The following is a 17,650-nucleotide window of genomic DNA, read 5'->3' on the forward strand; positions in this document are numbered from 1 at the left end:
CGGCGGGCCATCAACATTGGGCGATTATCGAACCGTCGACCGATAATCGCAATCGCCCTCCTCTGCTGTGGTTTGCTATTTGAGACGCTTGTGCAACTTTGCCGGGGAACTCAATCAAGATTTAGTTGATCGACTAAATGGCGCCAAAAACAGATCGCGGCGAAGTAAACGTTTGCTTGCACTTCAACTACCCGAGAAAGTTGCGATTAACAAAACAATCACACATCCCGAACCGTTTTTAACTAGGCAACGATAGTCAATCCTGAATCGACCGCTATAATGCACCTCAGTGGCACCCGTTATTCATCGAGGTGGTCACCGGCTGAGGCGATGCCAATCGCTGCCAGCCCCGGCAAGCGTCTGACGCTCATGATTGATGTAACGCCAGCGCTCGCTAAAACAGGAACTGATGCTGCGTCCGTTTTAATCTGGTGTCGTAGCCGCCTGTAACATGGAAGTCTTGATCGCCCTGCCGAAGACATCAATGCCTGTTCTGGCGTTGAGTTCTCGACGGGCCCGCTCAATCGACTCGTTGCAGTGCGATTCACCAGACATTTATCTCAACTCATACAGGTAGCACTGTGACGAAAGACGAACTGCGCGCGGAACTTGAGCGCCAGGAACAACGTTACAAGGATGTTTACGGCGGGGAAGTCACCACCTACGCCGCTCAACCAGAACCGGAACGCAAGGCATGGCGCAAACGCCCTACCGTTCAGGATCAGGTCTTCAAGCAAGAAATCGAAAAGATCGAAAAGGAACTCAAAGCCGAAGAGCCATGAGCCACGGTTTTTGAAGGCCTTGAGCATCCGTGTACGCACCGGTTACCCACGCGGTGCCGAGACGATGCCTTGCGCGCCCGCTACCCGCGGGCAGCGGCTGATTCTGCGTAGAGCCGGCTAAAGGACAGCTTCGGAAAGTTTCACAGATATTTCAGACAAGCGTTTGAGCCCTCCAAACGCGGGTAAAACGCTTGTTCCAAAAAGCCTTTTTATAGACAAATCAAAGGCTTGAAAAACCCTGCACGCCGCTTGGTTTTCATGTGCTGCAACAAATTAAATCGAAGAAGTGCGTTACCGATGAGCACTGAGGGCATCGATTTCCAGTCTTTTCTGGCATAATCGCGCCCCCTTACGACCGGGTCAGAAAACCTTCATGATCGATTTATTCAGCGGACTGGATGCTTGGGTGCTTGTGAGCCTCTTGCTCGCCCTGACGTTTGTCCTCGCCTTCGAGTTCATCAATGGATTTCATGACACCGCTAACGCGGTAGCCACTGTTATCTACACCAAAGCCATGCCGCCGCACCTGGCGGTGTTCTTCTCCGGTGTGTTCAATTTCCTCGGCGTGCTGCTGGGTGGCGTTGGCGTGGCGTATGCCATTGTCCACTTGCTGCCGGTTGAGCTGCTGATCAATGTGAACACCGGCCATGGCCTTGCGATGGTTTTCTCGTTGCTCGCAGCGGCAATCGCCTGGAACCTCGGCACTTGGTACTTCGGTATCCCGGCGTCCAGTTCCCACACCCTGATCGGCTCGATCCTCGGTGTCGGCCTGGCCAACGCGTTGATCAACGACATTCCGTTGGCCGACGGCGTTAACTGGCAGAAAGCGATCGACATCGGCGCTTCGCTGGTGTTCTCGCCGATGGCTGGCTTCCTGATTGCAGCGCTGATCCTGATCGGCCTGAAATGGTGGCGCCCGCTGTCGAAGATGCACAAGACGCCTGAACAGCGCCGCAAACTCGACGACAAAAAGCATCCGCCATTCTGGAACCGTCTGGTTCTGGTGATCTCGGCCATGGCCGTGAGCTTCGTGCACGGTTCCAACGATGGCCAGAAAGGCATCGGCCTGATCATGCTGGTGTTGATCGGTATCGTGCCTGCGCAGTTCGTTCTCGACCTGAACAGCACCACTTACCAGATCGAACGCACCCGCGACGCGACCCTGCACCTGAGCCAGTTCTACCAGCGCAACGCCGATTCGCTGGGTGAATTCCTGGCCTTGGGCAAGAGCGTAGACGGCGACCTGCCGGAGAAATTCCGCTGCAACCCGCAGCAGACCGAACCGACTATCACCGCTCTGTTGCACACGCTTAAAGGTGTAGCGGACTATCATTCGCTGTCGTCGGATAGCCGCATCGAAGTACGTCGTTACTTGCTGTGCCTGGACGATACCGCGAAGAAAGTCAGCAAGTTGCCGGTTCTGGATGCCCGTGAAAAGGCTGACCTCGACAAGTTGCGCAAAGACCTGACCACGACCACTGAATACGCGCCGTTCTGGGTGATTCTGGCGGTTGCACTGGCGCTGGGTCTGGGCACCATGGTTGGCTGGAAACGTGTGGTTCTGACCATTGGCGAGAAGATCGGCAAGCAGGGCATGACCTATTCGCAGGGTATGTCGGCGCAGATCACTACGGCGAGTTTGATTGGTTTGGCCAACATCTTCAGTTTGCCGGTGTCGACGACTCATGTGTTGTCTTCGGGTGTGGCGGGTACCATGGTCGCGAATAAGAGCGGCCTGCAAGGTGGGACTGTTCGCACTATTCTGTTGGCTTGGGTGTTGACCTTGCCGGCTACCGTGGCGTTGTCGGCTGGGTTGTTCTGGTTGGCTTCGAAGGCTTTGGGTAGTTGATAGATAGCGATATATGAAGAAGGCGCGATTCTTTGGGATCGCGCCTTTTTTTTGGTTCGGGGGTTGGGGTTGGGATTGGGGGCATATCCGTTGCTGCGGTGATGGCTGCTGGCGGTTTCGCTCTTACAGCGAGTTACCTTTTCCAAACGCCGAAAAGGTAACCCAAAAGGCTTTGCCCCGGCGTACGGCACTTCGCTGAGGCTCAGTGTTCCCTCGCTACGGTGTCCATCCGGGGACATCGCCTACGGTTTGCTTCGCTGCACCTCCTCTCGATGTGTGCGGCTACGCCGCACGGCGCTACGCGCCTGATCCCCGGATGGACACCTACGCTCGGCCTGCCGAAGGGGCTTGAGATCAAAAGCCACGTCAAAAGCCAGATCAAGATCAAGAGCCCCTCACTAGCCCTCTCCCGGAGGGAGAGGGGACTGATCGGGGTGTTTGGGAGAGGTACGCCGGCTTGGGATACCGAGTCGAACACACATTTTGAAAAGCCCACCAATCGGCTCCCTCTCCCTCGGGAGAGGGCTGGGCGGGCGGCGTTCCGATGAGGGGCAAAAACGCCACAAAAACCAAAGCCAAGCGCGCCGTGCTCCACACCACTCAATAGGCCGAGTGTCAGCTCGCCTGCTCTTGATCTTGATCTTGATCTCGGAGCCCGTCGGCAGGCTGAGTGGAGGGATTGATCCGGGGGTGGGAGCGCAGCGACCGTTTGGCGCAGCCAAACACAGCGAGAGGAGGTGCAGCGAAGCAAACCGTAGGCGCTGCCCCCCGGATCGATCCCGGAGCGAAGGAACCCCGAGCCCCAGCGAGCGGGCCGAACGTCAGGGCAAAGCCTTTTCGGTTACCTTTTCGGCGTTTGGAAAAGGTGACTCGCCGTAAGGGCGAAACCCTAAGCAGCCGTTACCGCAGCAACGGATATTCACAAAACACACCCCCAGCCTGGTCGGCCCAAAGGCCGCCAAGGCCGCCAAGGCAAAAAAAAGGGGCAACCGAAGTCGCCCCAAAATGCCTTGCGTGCCCATCAATCCAGAAGAATCACTTCTTACGCTTATGCGCATCCTTCCAGATAAAAAATCCAAACCCTGCAAAAAACAGAACCATCAGCCCTACAGTCAGAACCCCGGCAAACACCACGTTATCGAAAAACATGACTGGCCTCCTGGCCCCTGCTTTGCTGCGATGGGACTAAATTACCAAACACACAGGCGCACAAATTGACCGGGATCAATAACCGCAACAAAGGGAGAGAAAGGAGGGGAAATAACTGACCTGCATCAACAGATGCAGGGGGAGATCAACGCTTTTTCGGCTTGTTCTTCGACTTTTTCTTCGGCTTGCCCAACGGCATCGCCTGCTCAAACGCCTGACGCACTTCGTTCAGCCGCTTCTCTTTAATGTCATGCACCCGCTTGGCGCGTTCAGTGCTGAGGTCGATCAGTTTGTCGTCTTGGCTCATGGCGTTCAGAACATCGCTTCAAAGAATCACAACTGCCACATCACCGGCAGGACTGCGCCAATAATGCCGCCTGCCGTCAGCGCTGACCAGCCACCCAGCCCAACACGATCAAACCAATCATCTAGCCAGAGCCGCTCAAATCTCGATATCGACCCACAAGCCCTGACGCGGCTGATCTTCAATCAGCGGCACCACCGGCACGGTATTGTCGGCGTTGAGCACGGTACCCGGCACGGCCAGATGCTCTTCCGAGTCTTCGTCGGCCTCGCGCCGGCGACGATCACGCTCCTGCTGACGGCGCTGTTCTTCGCGCGCCAGCAGTCGATCCTCTTCCGGATCACGTTTCTGCAGATCGATCGTACTTTCGTTGGAGCTTTCCTGCACCGGCACCACCGGAGGAATATCCGGCCGCTGGCGGATCGGATCCTGCTGCGAAGTGATCGGCACAGCGCTCAAGGGGAGCATCGGTGGCAACATATAGGGGTTCTCCTGTCAGCAGGCTATCGGCTAAGACAAACACGCCTTGAGCCACCCGTCGCAATTCTGTGACCTGCTTAACACTTACAGGTGCCCTGCAAGAGGAGAAAACAGACGCATGACGCCTTTTGTTTCAGCTTGCAGCTCGCAGCTAAAAGCTCGCCACTGCTGCTAATCCTTTGGCCCTGAAGCCCTCATTCCGTTAAGATAGCCCGCTTTTTCAAGGTGGGAGTCAGGCAGCATGGCGCAGCAGTATCAACCGGGGCAACGCTGGATCAGTGACAGCGAAGCCGAGCTGGGTTTAGGCACCGTTCTGGCACAGGACGGCCGCTTGTTGACCGTGCTCTACCCGGCCACTGGCGAAACCCGCCAGTACGCGCTACGGAATGCGCCCCTCACCCGCGTGCGATTCTCGCCGGGTGACACCATTACCCACTTCGAAGGCTGGAAGATGACCGTGCAGCAAGTCGACGATGTCGACGGGCTGATGGTTTATCACGGCCTCAACGGGCAGAACGAAGCCGTTACCCTGCCAGAAACCCAGCTGTCGAACTTCATTCAGTTCCGTCTGGCCAGCGACCGTCTGTTCGCCGGGCAGATCGACCCGCTGTCGTGGTTCTCGCTGCGTTACAACACCCTCGAACACACTAGCCGCCAGCTGCAATCTTCGCTCTGGGGCCTGGGTGGCGTGCGTGCGCAACCGATCGCGCACCAATTGCACATCGCCCGTGAAGTCGCCGACCGCATTGCGCCGCGCGTATTGCTGGCGGACGAAGTAGGTCTGGGTAAAACCATCGAAGCCGGTCTGGTGATCCATCGCCAACTGCTCTCGGGTCGCGCCAACCGCGTGCTGATCCTCGTCCCGGAAAACCTCCAGCACCAGTGGCTGGTGGAGATGCGCCGCCGCTTCAACCTGCAGGTCGCGCTGTTCGACGAAGAACGCTTTATCGAAAGCGATGCCACCAACCCGTTCGAAGACACCCAACTGGCGCTGGTTGCGCTGGAATGGCTGGTCGACGATGAGAAGGCGCAGGACGCTCTGTTCGCCGCCGGTTGGGATTTGCTGGTGGTCGACGAAGCGCACCACTTGGTCTGGCACGAAGAAAAGGCCAGCGCCGAATACTCGCTGGTCGAGCAACTCGCCGAAGTCATCCCGGGCGTGCTGCTGCTCACCGCGACTCCGGAACAACTTGGTCAGGACAGCCACTTCGCCCGTCTGCGCCTGCTCGATCCAAACCGTTTCCACGACCTGGCCGCGTTCCGTGCCGAGAGCGATAACTATCGCCCGGTGGCCGAAGCCGTTCAGGAACTGCTCGACAAGGGCCGTCTCTCGGCCAAAGCGCACAAAACCATTCAGGGTTTCCTCGGCAACGAAGGCGAAGCCCTGCTGACCGCGGTCAACGATGGCGACACCGAAGCCAGCGCCCGCCTCGTGCGCGAACTGCTCGATCGCCACGGCACCGGCCGCGTGCTGTTCCGTAACACCCGCGCTGCCGTGCAGGGTTTCCCGGAGCGCAAGCTGCATCCGTACCCGCTGCCGTGCCCGGACGAATACCTCGAGCTGCCGTTGGGCGATCACGCCGAGCTGTACCCGGAAGTCAGCTTCCAGTCGCAGCCGGACGCCAGCGAAGAAGAGCGCTGGTGGAAATTCGACCCGCGCGTCGAATGGCTGATCGATCAGCTGAAAATGCTCAAGCGCACCAAAGTGCTGGTGATCTGCGCCCACGCTGAAACCGCGATGGATCTGGAAGACGCCCTGCGCGTGCGTTCCGGCATCCCGGCCACGGTGTTCCACGAAGGCATGAACATCCTTGAGCGTGACCGCGCCGCCGCGTACTTCGCCGATGAAGAGTTCGGCGCGCAAGTGCTGATCTGCTCGGAAATCGGCAGTGAAGGTCGTAACTTCCAGTTCGCACACCACCTGGTGCTGTTCGATCTGCCGTCGCACCCGGATTTGCTTGAGCAGCGTATCGGTCGTCTCGACCGGATCGGCCAGAAGCACATCATCGAACTGCACGTGCCGTACTTGGAAACCAGCCCGCAAGAGCGCCTGTTCCAGTGGTACCACGAAGCGCTGAACGCGTTCCTCAACACCTGCCCGACCGGCAACGCCTTGCAGCATCAGTTCGGCCCGCGCCTGCTGCCGCTGCTCGAAGAAGCCGACGACAGCGAGTGGCAAGCGCTGATCGACGAAGCGCGCAGCGAGCGTGAACGTCTGGAGGCCGAGCTGCACACTGGCCGCGACCGTTTGCTGGAGCTCAACTCCGGCGGCGCTGGCGAAGGTGAAGCGCTGGTTGAGGACATCCTTGAGCAAGACGATCAGTTCGCCCTGCCGATCTACATGGAAACCCTGTTCGACGCGTTCGGCATCGACAGCGAAGACCATTCGGAAAACGCCCTGATCCTCAAGCCGAGCGAGAAGATGCTCGACGCCAGCTTCCCTCTGGGCGACGACGAAGGCGTGACCATCACCTACGACCGTAACCAGGCGCTGTCGCGCGAAGACATGCAGTTCATCACCTGGGAACACCCGATGGTGCAGGGCGGCATGGATCTGGTGCTGTCCGGTTCGATGGGCAACACCGCCGTCGCGCTGATCAAAAACAAGGCGCTGAAGCCGGGCACCGTGTTGCTGGAATTGCTCTATGTCAGCGAAGTGGTGGCTCCGCGCGCGCTGCAACTGGGCCGTTACCTGCCGCCGGCCGCCCTGCGCTGCCTGCTCGATGCCAATGGCAACGACTTGTCGCCACGCGTCTCGTTTGAAACCCTGAACGATCAGCTGGAAAGCGTGCCGCGCGCCAGCGCCAACAAGTTTATCCAGGCTCAGCGCGATCAGCTGACGCCACGGATCAATGCCGGTGAAGACAAGATCACCCCGCGTCACGCCGAGCGCGTGGCCGAGGCCCGTCGCCGTCTGGCGGCCGACACCGACGAAGAACTGGCGCGCCTGACCGCGTTGCAAGCAGTCAACCCGACCGTACGTGACAGCGAACTGGTGGCATTGCGTGAACAGCGCGAGCAAGGTCTGGCGATGCTGGACAAAGCGGCGTTGCGCCTGGAAGCGATTCGGGTGTTGGTGGCGGGTTAAACCGCCCTGCTCCCCTGCTGAAAACAACAAGGCCCGCAGCGATGCGGGCCGATCGTTCCCACGTTCCGCGTGGGAATGCCTCAAGGGACGCTCAGCGTTCCAGCTCTGGAAAGGGACGCAGAGCGTCCCGTGCTGCATTCCCACGCAGAGCGTGGGAACGATCATGTAGGAGCTGCCGAAGGCTGCGATCTTTTGATCTTAAGCCGTCGCCACTGCAACCTCTGGTTCAACCACCGCAACCAAACCTTCCTTCATTCGCTGCGCATCGCGCACAAAACACCGCGCCGCGAGAAACAGAAACACCATCGTCAGAAACAGCGCCACCGGAATCAAATACATCGCGTCATGCAGCCCGACTGCCTTGAACGCCTCGCTCATCTGCTCAGCCCCCGCCGCCAGCATCGCCGTGTGCGCAAAGTGATCGGACAAACCACCGACCACCACCGGCCCCAAGCCACCGCCCAGCAGATACAACCCGGCAAAGAACAACGCCATCGCCGTCGCCCGCAGACGCGGTTCGACCACGTCTTGAATCGCGGTGTAAACGCAGGTGTAGAAGTTGTAGGCAAACAGCCAGCCGACACTGAATACCGCGACAAACACACCAATCTCGATGCGCCCGGAATGCAATGCCCACGCCGTGCACAGGGTCGAAATAATCAGACTGAACGCCGCGAACAACAGCCGCCCGTTGGCCACGCGCTGGTGAATCTTGTCCGCAATCCAGCCGCCCAGCGTCAAACCGATCAGTCCGGTCACGCCGACGATCACGCCAGTCGCCACGGCCGCTTCCTGCAGCGGCATGAGGAAATAGCGCTGCAGCATCGGCACCAGAAACGAGTTGCAGGCATAGGTCGCGAAGTTGAAGCACAACCCGGCCATCACCAGCCAGAGAAAGGTCGGCACGGCCAGAATCCGCCGGATCGGCTTGTCGACGCGTTCCTGCGAAACCTGCACGGTTTCCGCCGCGCCGCGCTTCGGCTCTTTAATGAAGAACATGAAGATCGCCAGGACCAGCCCCGGCACCGCCGCGATAAAAAACGGCGCGCGCCAGCTGTCGAATGCCTTGACCATCCAGCCGATGGTGAAAAACGCCAGCAACAAGCCCAGCGGCAGACCGAGCATGAAAATGCCCATCGCCCGCGCCCGACGATGCGCCGGGAACAGATCGCCGATCAGCGAGTTGGCTGCCGGCGCATAACTGGCCTCACCGATGCCGATGCCCATGCGCACGATCAAAAAGCTCCAGAAGCTGCCGACCAGCCCGTTGACTGCGGTCAGCGCGCTCCACGTCGCCAGGCCCCAGCCCATCAGTTTGCGCCGTGAGCCGGTGTCGGCCATGCGCCCCAACGGCAGGCCGGCAATCGCGTAAACAAGGGTGAATGCGGTACCGACGATGCCCAGTTGAAAGTCGCTGAGATGCCATTCCATGCGGATTGGCTCGATGATGATCGCCGGAATGGTGCGGTCGAAGAAATTGAACAGGTTGGCAAGGAACAGCAGGAACAGAATGCGCCAGGCATTCGCCGCTTGGGTCGAGTTCTGCATGGGTCCGTCTCTTTATTGTTATAGGGCTTCACTGCCAACGCATCCGAGCCCGGAACCTGCAATCTAGTCAGCCTGAACGGGGCTGTCTGTGATCATTCGTCTGCCTGATATCGGGCCATGGCACTGTAACGAAACGTAAGCCCTTGATAACGCTTGAATCCCCCGAAAACCGGGGCTTTTGCGGCAAAACCTTGCCACAAAAAAATAGTTTCACGCCCCCCTTCCCAACGCCGTGGCGAAGCCTAGAATAGCCGCCGGAACCGTCCGGATCTCCCGATCAATCCCTTTGATACCCCCGTCCATGTCCGAAGTCAGTCCGTGTCTGAATTGCGGTGCCTGTTGTTCCCATTTCCGTGTGTCTTTTTTCTGGGGTGAGTGCGCTTCCTCCGGCGGCACCGTGCCCGATGAACTGGTCACGCAGATCAGCCCGAGCCGGGTGGCGATGAACGGCACCGACTGCAAATCGCCACGCTGCACGGCGCTGGAAGGCGAAGTCGGTAGCGAAGTGAAGTGCTCCATTTATGAATTGCGTTCCAGTCCCTGCCGCGAGTTCGAATCGTCGTGGGAAAACGGCGAGCAGAACGTCGATTGCGACAAGGCCCGCGTACGTTTTGGCCTGCCGCCGCTGCAACCGGAATGGGCGCAAATACCTTTCGAACAGATCGCCTAAGCCTTTAGCGCCAATCGCTATGACGCTAATGCCGAAATCATTAGCGCCAATGTGCCACTACCACTTGCTCTGCGAAAACCGCCTCTATACTCCAGTCATTCGCCTGCGCTAGCCGCGCAGTAAGGACGACTCAGAGACGGGGCATGCTATGGAGTGGCTTGGTTTGCAGTTTGTTACCGAGCTGCCGGAGAGCGGGCAGGTCATTCTTAATTGCAGCCATAACCCGCTGCTGGTGCTGGTGGCCTATCTGGTCGCGTGCGCCGCCAGTTTTGCCACCCTCGACATGGCCGAACGCGTCGGTCACGCGGAAGACCCGCGTTCACAGCGACTATGGCGCTGGATCGGCGCGACCTGCCTGGCCGGCGGCATCTGGGCCATGCACTTCATCGGCATGCTTGCGTTTCAGGCACCGATCGACATCCAGTACGACCTGCCCATCACCCTGTTTTCCCTGCTGATCGCCCTGCTCGCCTCGTGGCTGGCCATGCACACCCTGAGCGAATCCCAGCCCAGTCTGGTGCTCTACCTGAAAACCGCGCTCGTCATCGGTCTGGGTATTGCCGGCATGCATTACGTCGGCATGGCGGCGATGCAATCGGCCGCAACGGCGTATTACGATCCTGGACTGTTCACCCTGTCAGTGGTGATCGCCATCGGCGCCAGTTTCGCCGCTCTGTGGGTGGCAGGCTATCTGCGCGAAGGCAGCGGTTTACTTCATCAGGTACTCAAATACAGCGCCGCACTGATCCTCGGCGCCGGCATCTTCAGCATGCATTTCACCGGAATGGCCGCACTCAAGCTGATTTTGCCCGAGGCCAGCACGCCGACACTGACCGCCGAAACCAGCCACCTGCAATTGGGCCTGACCGTGGCCCTGATCACCTTGCTGATTCTCGGCAGTGCGATCAGCGCCGCACTCGCCGACAAAAAGCTGCAACACAAGGAGCATGACCTGCGCCGGGTCAACGCCCTGCTCAGCCAGCTCGATCAGGCGCGCATGTCGCTGCAGCAAGTGGCCAATTACGACGCACTGACCAACCTGATCAACCGTCGCGGCTTCAACCAGATCTTCGCCGAGAAGCTCAATCAGAAAGCCATCGAGGGCGGCATGCTCGCGGTGATGTTTCTCGACATTGATCACTTCAAGCGCATCAACGACAGCCTCGGCCATGACGCCGGCGACGCGCTGTTGAAAGTCATCGCCGACCACATCAAAGGCTCGGTGCGCAGCCATGAAGACGTGGTCGCGCGGTTCGGTGGCGACGAGTTCTGCATCCTCATCGGCCTGCATGACCGCGAAGAAGCGCGCGGCATGGCCCAGCGCATCATGCAAAAAATGAAGGAGCCGATTGAGCTGGCCGGGCGGCGCATGGTGATGACCACCAGCATCGGCATCAGTCTGTTTCCGGATGACGGCACCACCTGCGAAGAACTGCTCAAGCACGCCGATCTGGCGCTGTATCAATCCAAAGGTGCCGGGCGCAACGGCCTGCACTTTTTCAATTCCAACCTGAAAAACCGCGCGACCATGGAGTTGCAACTTGAAGAAGAACTGCGTCATGCCCTGCGCGAAGAAAATGGTTTGATGCTGTATTACCAGCCGATCTTCGAACTGAAAACCGGCAAGGTCACCAAGCTTGAAGCGCTGATCCGCTGGCAGCATCCGGTGAACGGCCTGCTGACGCCGGATCGCTTCATCAGCATCGCCGAAAACAATGGCCTGATCGCCGAACTGGACAACTGGGTGCTGCGTCGCGCCTGCAAGGATTTGGGAGAACTGTCGCGCCACGGCTGCGACGAATTGAAAATCGCCTGGAACTGCTCGCCGCTGAACCTTGGCCGCGAAGAACTGGCTGACGAAATCGAAAACGCCTTACGCACTGCCGGTGTCGCGCCGGAACGGCTGGAGCTGGAAGTCACCGAGAATGCGCTGATGGGCAATATCGCCAACACCCTGGTGTTGTTGCGGCAGATCCGCGCCCTCGGCGTGTCGCTGTCGATCGATGATTTCGGCACCGGTTATTCGTCGTTGGCCTACCTCAAGCGTCTGCCGCTGAATACGCTGAAAATCGACCGCTCGTTCATCATCGACATTCCCAATGCCACCGCGGACATGGAGATCGTCCAGGCGATCATCGTCATGGCGCACACCCTGCATTTGCAGGTGGTCACCGAAGGCGTGGAAACCCTGGAGCAGTACGAATTTCTCGAACGCTCGGGCTGCGATTTCATTCAGGGTTACCTGCTCAGCCGCCCGGTGCCGCTGGACGAATTACGCCCGGTGCTGGAAGAAATCAATCAGCGCAAACAGTCCCATGCGGTCAATCCGTTGATTCTGGCGCGCGGTACATTTGCACCAGCGTTGCTGGATCCTTCGCCAAAAAGCCCTGCGCCCCATGCAGGCGCATCAATTGTGCGGCCAATCCGCTGATCGGCGTGGCCGAGCCCTGTTCGCGAGAAAACTTCACCGCGGTGTCGAGATCCTTGAGCAGCGTGCGCACGTGCCATTTGATCGGTTCGAAACGGCTTTCGGCCATTTGCGGGGCGAGGATCTGCAACGGTTTCGAATCGGCAAAACCGCCGGCCAATGCCTCGGCGATCAGGCTGGCATCGACCCCGGCTTTTTCCGCCAACGCCACCACTTCAGCAATCACCAGCGCGTTGCAGGCGACGATCATCTGATTGCAGGCCTTGGTCACCTGACCGGCGCCAACGCCGCCCATGTGCGTAACGCGCTGACCGAGATTGAGCAGCACCGGGCGCACTCGCTCGAGATCCGCAGCTTCACCACCAACCATGATCGCCAGACTGCCCGCCTCGGCGCCGACCACACCACCGGACACCGGGGAATCCAGCCACGACATGCCGGTTTTCTGCGCCAATTCAGCGGCCATCTCGCGCGTCGCGGTCGGTTCCAGGCTGGAAAAATCCACCAGCAACTGACCGCTCTTGCCACCCTCAGCGACACCGCGCGCGCCGAACACCACCTCGCGCACCACCGCCGTATCAGCCAGGCACAGCATCACCACATCGGCGTGTGCGCACAGTTCAGCCGGGGTCGCCACTTGCCGGGCGCCGGCCTCAACCAGTGGCGCGCACTTGTCCGGGTTGCGGTTCCACACGCTCAGCGGGTAACCGGCGGCCAGCAAGCGGCGGCACATCGGCAAGCCCATCAGACCGATTCCGGCGAACCCCAACGAAGGTAGCGTTGACATCATTTAGCCTCCTTTTGATTAAAGATCGCCGAATAATGGCCGATTCATCAGCGATCAGGAAAGGATTCCCCCGAGCGACCGTCAGGCCAAGTCCCTGACGCCCGGGCCAAATTCGCGCAAACAAGACGCGAGCTCTTATTCCGTGAGGTTCGCTGACACTGGTCTGCGAACCAACCCAGTACCAGGTAAATGGCGCCCAATGACTTCTAAAAACAATACCGCCACTGCGGTCTCCGATCTGAATCCGAGCCCCGCCGCCAACAGCCCGTCATCGCCCAAACCGCTGGTTCCCTCGCGTCCGTTGTCGACCCAGCAATACCTGTACTTCACCGAAACCAATACCGACCGCATCCTCGACAACCTCGACGGCCTGCGTGACATGGTGTTCCCGCGCCCGCCGCACCTGGAAGGCGATAACGAACAGCACAACGATCAGGAGTTCCCGTCGGTGTGCCTGATCGGCCTCGGTCGCTGCGGCTCCAACATCGCCCTCGACGTGGCGGAGCTGGTGTACAACGCGCGCAAGTTCTACCTCAACGAATTCAACAACGAAGATCGCCCGTCGAATGACCGACGCGCCACCGAAAAAGGCTACAGCCCGGCGCAGTGGATCAAGAACAACCTGCGCATCGGCAACAGCAAAGCGAGCAAACCGGTGTTTCTGGTCGAGCCGCTGGTGATGCTCGGCGACCTCGACAAGGACATCGCCGGGCGCATTCGTTTCTCGCGCAAGGGCGAAAAAAGCGGTTTCCTGCGCGACTACAGCAAAATGAAGATCATGGACTTGTCCGAAGTCCACGCCGGTGGCGCCGGTAACGCGCCGATTCTCGGCCAGTATCTGGCGAAGATCATCCTCAACAAGGACACGCAGCGCTTCTCCAGCCCTGACTGGAAAATGATCCACTCGTACCTGATCGACAGCTGCGGCATCAAGGCCAACCAGTCGCGCCTGTATTTCTCGATCTTCAGTGCCGGCGGCGGTACCGGTTCCGGCATGGCCTCGGAATTCGGCTTGGCCCAGCAGCACTCGTACATGAACAAGACGTTCGACACCAAGCCGATGGACGAGCATGACGGCAAGAGCGGTCATTCGTTCGTGTTCGAACCGATCTTCACCAGCGGCATCTGCGTGCTGCCGAATATTTCCGATCACCGCAGCGAAATGTCCGAGGCGCTGCACATCAACGCCGGACGCCTGCTGTGCAAATACCTTTCGGAAGAATGGGATTTCTCCTACAACTTCGCCAACGAAGACAGCAGCGAAGCCAGCGTCATGGGCCGTATCCGCCCATGGAACGCGATGATGCTGATCTCCAACGACATCATGCGTTACGCCGAAGAGAGCGATGACGGCAACATCCAGAACATTGATGTCAATGCGATGGAAAAGCACGCCAACCAATACATCTCGCAGCAAATCTTCAACATTCTGACGGCGCAGGCGGTGACGACTGACTACGATCAGAACTATTTCCGCCGCGCCGGCATCGACATCGGTGAGACCATTCGCCTCGATGCCAACGACCTGTTCATGAGTCTGGCCGGCCCGGTGGCGATTGCCTACGCCGAATCGGTGGTGCCGGAAACTCCGCCGCCGAGCAGCGACAAATTCAAGGTCTTCGATAAAGAGCCGCAGCGCCTGAACATCGACGATCTGTTCTTCCGCTCGATCGACCTGCCGCACTTCAACAAGGTCACACAAGCGATCGAAGGCATCAGCCTGCTGCCGATCGAATCCAAGCGTTATCGTGCTTCGCTGGAGCAGTACAAGAATTCCGGTTACGACGCCGCCGCGTTGCACGACCTGCACTTCTTCAAGAATTGCTCGTCGGTGGTCTCGATCGTTTCGCTGCCGAAGGATTACAAGCTGTCGTACATGGATCTGAACCGGTTGAAGACACACCTCAACAGCTTGTTCCCCAACACCACGCTCAAGCGTTATGCGCTGGTGATCGGCGCCTCGGCCAACCTGTCGCTGACCACATTGATCGCGAAGAGCCCGTGCCTGTCGGATGATTTCCTGACCCTGATCGTCGCGTTCATCAAACGCTGCTTCGCCAAGACCCCGTACCGTTTCGATGAGACGCTGGACAACTCGATCCTCGACTTCATCATTAATGAAGAATTCGACGAAGATCGCATCGACGATTTGCTTAATGAATTCGAGAACCCGGCGAAGATCCTCGACACCAACTGGTACGCGATCAAACCGATGTACGAGAAGAAATACCGCGAGCTGATCAACGACAAAGACAAGTTTGTTTCGATCAATGACATTCGGTTGTCGCGCGATTGTGTGAAGAAGTCGATCAAGTATTTGCGCGAGATTTATCGTCACCGGATTGGTAAGACCAAGGTTATTTCGCTGAATAACCATACCGGGAAGTCTTTCTCGGTCTGATCCGGAACCGAGGCGCCCCATTCGCGAGCAAGCCCGCTCCCACAGGTTTTGTGGTGTTCACAATATTTGTGTTCACTCGGACACTGTGGGAGCGGGCTTGCTCGCGAAGAGGCCCTCAAATTCACTGAATATTTCAGCCATTCCAACATCCAGAAACAATTAAGCAGCCCAAAGGCTGCTCTCTCAACTGTTCCCGTTACGTTTACGTCACCGTGATGCCACCCTCGCTTGTGGCCTTTCTTCACGGCAACGTGCCATCACGCTACTCCGCTACACACTTTTCGCTGACCAGCGGACGCACCATCAAGGTGCAACGTCGGCAGCACCCGCCCTTTCCTGGATCAGAATCCACGGCGAAACCACCACTGCCCACAGCTGCGGATCGCGTTCGAAAAGATCCAGCGCCCGCGTTTCAGACAGTTTGGCGACTTTGTCTTCGGCCAGCCAGGCGGCGACTTTCTCGCCATCATCCGACGCCACGGCCTCGGCGGCGGCGATCAAATCCAGGTCAGGGTCGACCCACAATAGGGCACCCTTGGCGAAGAACGGCTCCAACTCTTTCCAGGTAATAGATGCGGTTTCACCAAGCAGCTTGGCATAGAGGGTGCTAGGTTCTTGATTCATGGGAACTGTCCGGAAAAGAAATCGACGCGAATAATAACGTCGGTGATCCGTCAGCAAAACCCGGTTGCAAAAGGCTGTACCGAACGAAAAGAGCAGGAAAGCCAAGGAATGCTGCTGATTGGGGCATAACCCCACGAACGCCCCGCCGCAATTCTGTCTTTTTCATTCAAAAAAGCGACACCCTCAGGTTTTGCCCCTCGGCGCCCGCTTCCCAGGCTAACAACCGGCGCTCTACACTGTACCGGTACAGTTGCCGGGGGCATTTCTGGAGGGTATCGCAAAGATATCTGACCCGGTTCTGCTGCTACGGCGCCAGAACTCAAAAAAAAAATACAACAGTAAGAGTGGAGCACTATGACTAAGGCTACTAAGCAGATTTCCAAACTGTTTGCCGCAATGGTTCTGGCCGGGGTTGCCAGCCATTCGTTCGCAGCTGACACCATCAAAATCGGTATCGCCGGTCCTAAAACCGGTCCAGTAGCCCAATACGGCGATATGCAGTTCAGTGGCGCGAAAATGGCCATCGAGCAAATCAACGCCAAGGGCGGCGTCGACGGCAAGAAACTCGAAGCCGTTGAATACGACGATGCCTGCGATCCGAAACAAGCAGTAGCGGTAGCGAACAAGGTCGTCAACGACGGCGTCAAGTTCGTGGTCGGTCACCTGTGCTCCAGCTCCACTCAACCGGCTTCGGACATCTACGAAGACGAAGGCGTGATCATGATCACCCCGGCTGCCACCAGCCCGGACATCACCGCCCGTGGTTACAAAATGGTCTTCCGTACCATCGGTCTGGACAGCGCCCAGGGCCCTGCCGCCGGTAACTACATTGCCGATCACGTCAAACCGAAAATCGTTGCTGTGCTGCACGACAAACAGCAATACGGTGAAGGCATTGCCACCGCCGTCAAATCGACCCTTGAGAAGAAAGGCGTGAAAGTTGCCGTGTTCGAAGGCGTCAACGCCGGCGACAAGGACTTCTCCTCGATCATCGCCAAGCTCAAGCAAGCCAACGTCGACTTCGTTTACTACGGCGGCTACCACCCGGAGCTGGGCCTGATCCTGCGTCAATCGGCTGAAAAAGGCCTGAAAGCCAAGTTCATGGGTCCGGAAGGCGTGGGTAACGACTCGATTTCGCAGATCGCCAAAGACGCTTCCGAAGGTCTGCTGGTAACCCTGCCGAAATCCTTCGACCAGGATCCGGCCAACATCGCCCTGGCTGATGCCTTCAAAGCGAAGAAAGAAGATCCGAGCGGCCCGTTCGTGTTCCCTTCCTACTCGGCTGTTGAAGTGATTGCCGGCGGTATCACCGCTGCCAAGAGCGAAGACCCGGCCAAAGTGGCTGAAGCCATTCACGCTGGCACCTTCAAAACCCCGACTGGCGACCTGAGCTTCGACGCCAAGGGCGACCTGAAGGACTTCAAATTTGTGGTTTACGAGTGGCACTTCGGCAAACCAAAAACTGAAGTATCCCCTCAGTAAGGCGCTGCCTGACTGACTGCCAATAAAGCCCACGGCGTGCCGTGGGCTTTGTTTTACG

Annotated in this window: 13 protein-coding genes; 7 read left to right on the forward strand and 6 right to left on the reverse strand. The window is 58.5% G+C overall.

Annotated features, from left to right (window positions below):
- The first annotated feature begins 581 nt into the window (after positions 1-581).
- Together ACP3TY_RS18790 and ACP3TY_RS18795 are read left to right on the forward strand one after the other, a co-directional pair.
- A complete protein-coding gene (locus ACP3TY_RS18790) occupies positions 582-782 on the forward strand; it encodes a hypothetical protein (protein WP_053117858.1) in 201 nt (66 codons plus the stop codon).
- Between the two features lie 373 nt (positions 783-1,155).
- Positions 1,156-2,631, forward strand: a complete 1,476-nt coding sequence (locus ACP3TY_RS18795; RefSeq protein WP_212550611.1) for an inorganic phosphate transporter — start codon at positions 1,156-1,158, stop codon at positions 2,629-2,631.
- 1,035 nt (positions 2,632-3,666) lie between these two features.
- Here ACP3TY_RS18795 and ccoM read toward each other — a convergent pair.
- From ccoM to ACP3TY_RS18810, 3 genes are all read right to left on the reverse strand, one after another.
- On the reverse strand, positions 3,667-3,780 hold the full coding sequence (gene ccoM / locus ACP3TY_RS18800) for a cytochrome c oxidase subunit CcoM (RefSeq protein WP_041070550.1): 114 nt from the start codon (positions 3,778-3,780) through the stop codon (positions 3,667-3,669).
- A gap of 145 nt (positions 3,781-3,925) precedes the next feature.
- Complete coding sequence (locus ACP3TY_RS18805) at positions 3,926-4,087, reverse strand: hypothetical protein (RefSeq protein ID WP_172680076.1); 162 nt, start codon at positions 4,085-4,087, stop codon at positions 3,926-3,928.
- A 135-nt stretch (positions 4,088-4,222) separates the two neighbouring features.
- Positions 4,223-4,564 (reverse strand): aspartate-semialdehyde dehydrogenase, encoded by a 342-nt coding sequence (locus ACP3TY_RS18810; protein WP_426618193.1) that lies wholly within the window; start codon positions 4,562-4,564, stop codon positions 4,223-4,225.
- Between the two features lie 241 nt (positions 4,565-4,805).
- On the opposite strand from ACP3TY_RS18810, the gene rapA reads away from it, so the two are divergent.
- Positions 4,806-7,652, forward strand: coding sequence for an RNA polymerase-associated protein RapA (gene rapA, locus ACP3TY_RS18815; RefSeq protein ID WP_401244608.1), 2,847 nt, complete (start codon positions 4,806-4,808; stop codon positions 7,650-7,652).
- 198 nt (positions 7,653-7,850) lie between these two features.
- Here rapA and ACP3TY_RS18820 read toward each other — a convergent pair whose 3' ends face one another.
- Positions 7,851-9,200, reverse strand: a complete 1,350-nt coding sequence (locus tag ACP3TY_RS18820; RefSeq protein ID WP_212545273.1) for a spinster family MFS transporter — start codon at positions 9,198-9,200, stop codon at positions 7,851-7,853.
- A gap of 301 nt (positions 9,201-9,501) precedes the next feature.
- Here ACP3TY_RS18820 and ACP3TY_RS18825 point away from each other — a divergent pair, with 301 nt between their 5' ends.
- Positions 9,502-9,870, forward strand: a complete 369-nt coding sequence (locus ACP3TY_RS18825; protein WP_426618194.1) for a YkgJ family cysteine cluster protein — start codon at positions 9,502-9,504, stop codon at positions 9,868-9,870.
- 148 nt (positions 9,871-10,018) lie between these two features.
- A complete protein-coding gene (locus ACP3TY_RS18830) occupies positions 10,019-12,301 on the forward strand; it encodes a putative bifunctional diguanylate cyclase/phosphodiesterase (protein WP_426618195.1) in 2,283 nt (760 codons plus the stop codon).
- Here the strand turns inward: ACP3TY_RS18830 and ACP3TY_RS18835 are convergent.
- Positions 12,192-13,088, reverse strand: a complete 897-nt coding sequence (locus ACP3TY_RS18835; protein ID WP_426618196.1) for an NAD(P)-dependent oxidoreductase — start codon at positions 13,086-13,088, stop codon at positions 12,192-12,194. The two genes, ACP3TY_RS18830 and ACP3TY_RS18835, sit on opposite strands and share 110 nt — an antisense overlap.
- 196 nt (positions 13,089-13,284) lie before the next feature.
- Between ACP3TY_RS18835 and ACP3TY_RS18840 the strand changes: the two genes are divergently transcribed.
- Positions 13,285-15,486, forward strand: coding sequence for a hypothetical protein (locus ACP3TY_RS18840; protein WP_053117842.1), 2,202 nt, complete (start codon positions 13,285-13,287; stop codon positions 15,484-15,486).
- 303 nt (positions 15,487-15,789) lie between these two features.
- Here the strand turns inward: ACP3TY_RS18840 and ACP3TY_RS18845 are convergent, their stop codons facing one another.
- Positions 15,790-16,110 (reverse strand): DUF2288 domain-containing protein, encoded by a 321-nt coding sequence (locus tag ACP3TY_RS18845; protein WP_159815466.1) that lies wholly within the window; start codon positions 16,108-16,110, stop codon positions 15,790-15,792.
- 354 nt (positions 16,111-16,464) lie between these two features.
- Between ACP3TY_RS18845 and ACP3TY_RS18850 the strand changes: the two genes are divergently transcribed.
- Entirely contained in the window at positions 16,465-17,592 is a 1,128-nt protein-coding gene (locus tag ACP3TY_RS18850; RefSeq protein ID WP_053117839.1) for a branched-chain amino acid ABC transporter substrate-binding protein, read from the forward strand.
- Positions 17,593-17,650 lie beyond the last annotated feature (58 nt).

The sequence above is a fragment of the Pseudomonas rustica genome (assembly GCF_049959085.1).
Classification (GTDB): Bacteria; Pseudomonadota; Gammaproteobacteria; order Pseudomonadales; family Pseudomonadaceae; genus Aquipseudomonas; species Aquipseudomonas rustica.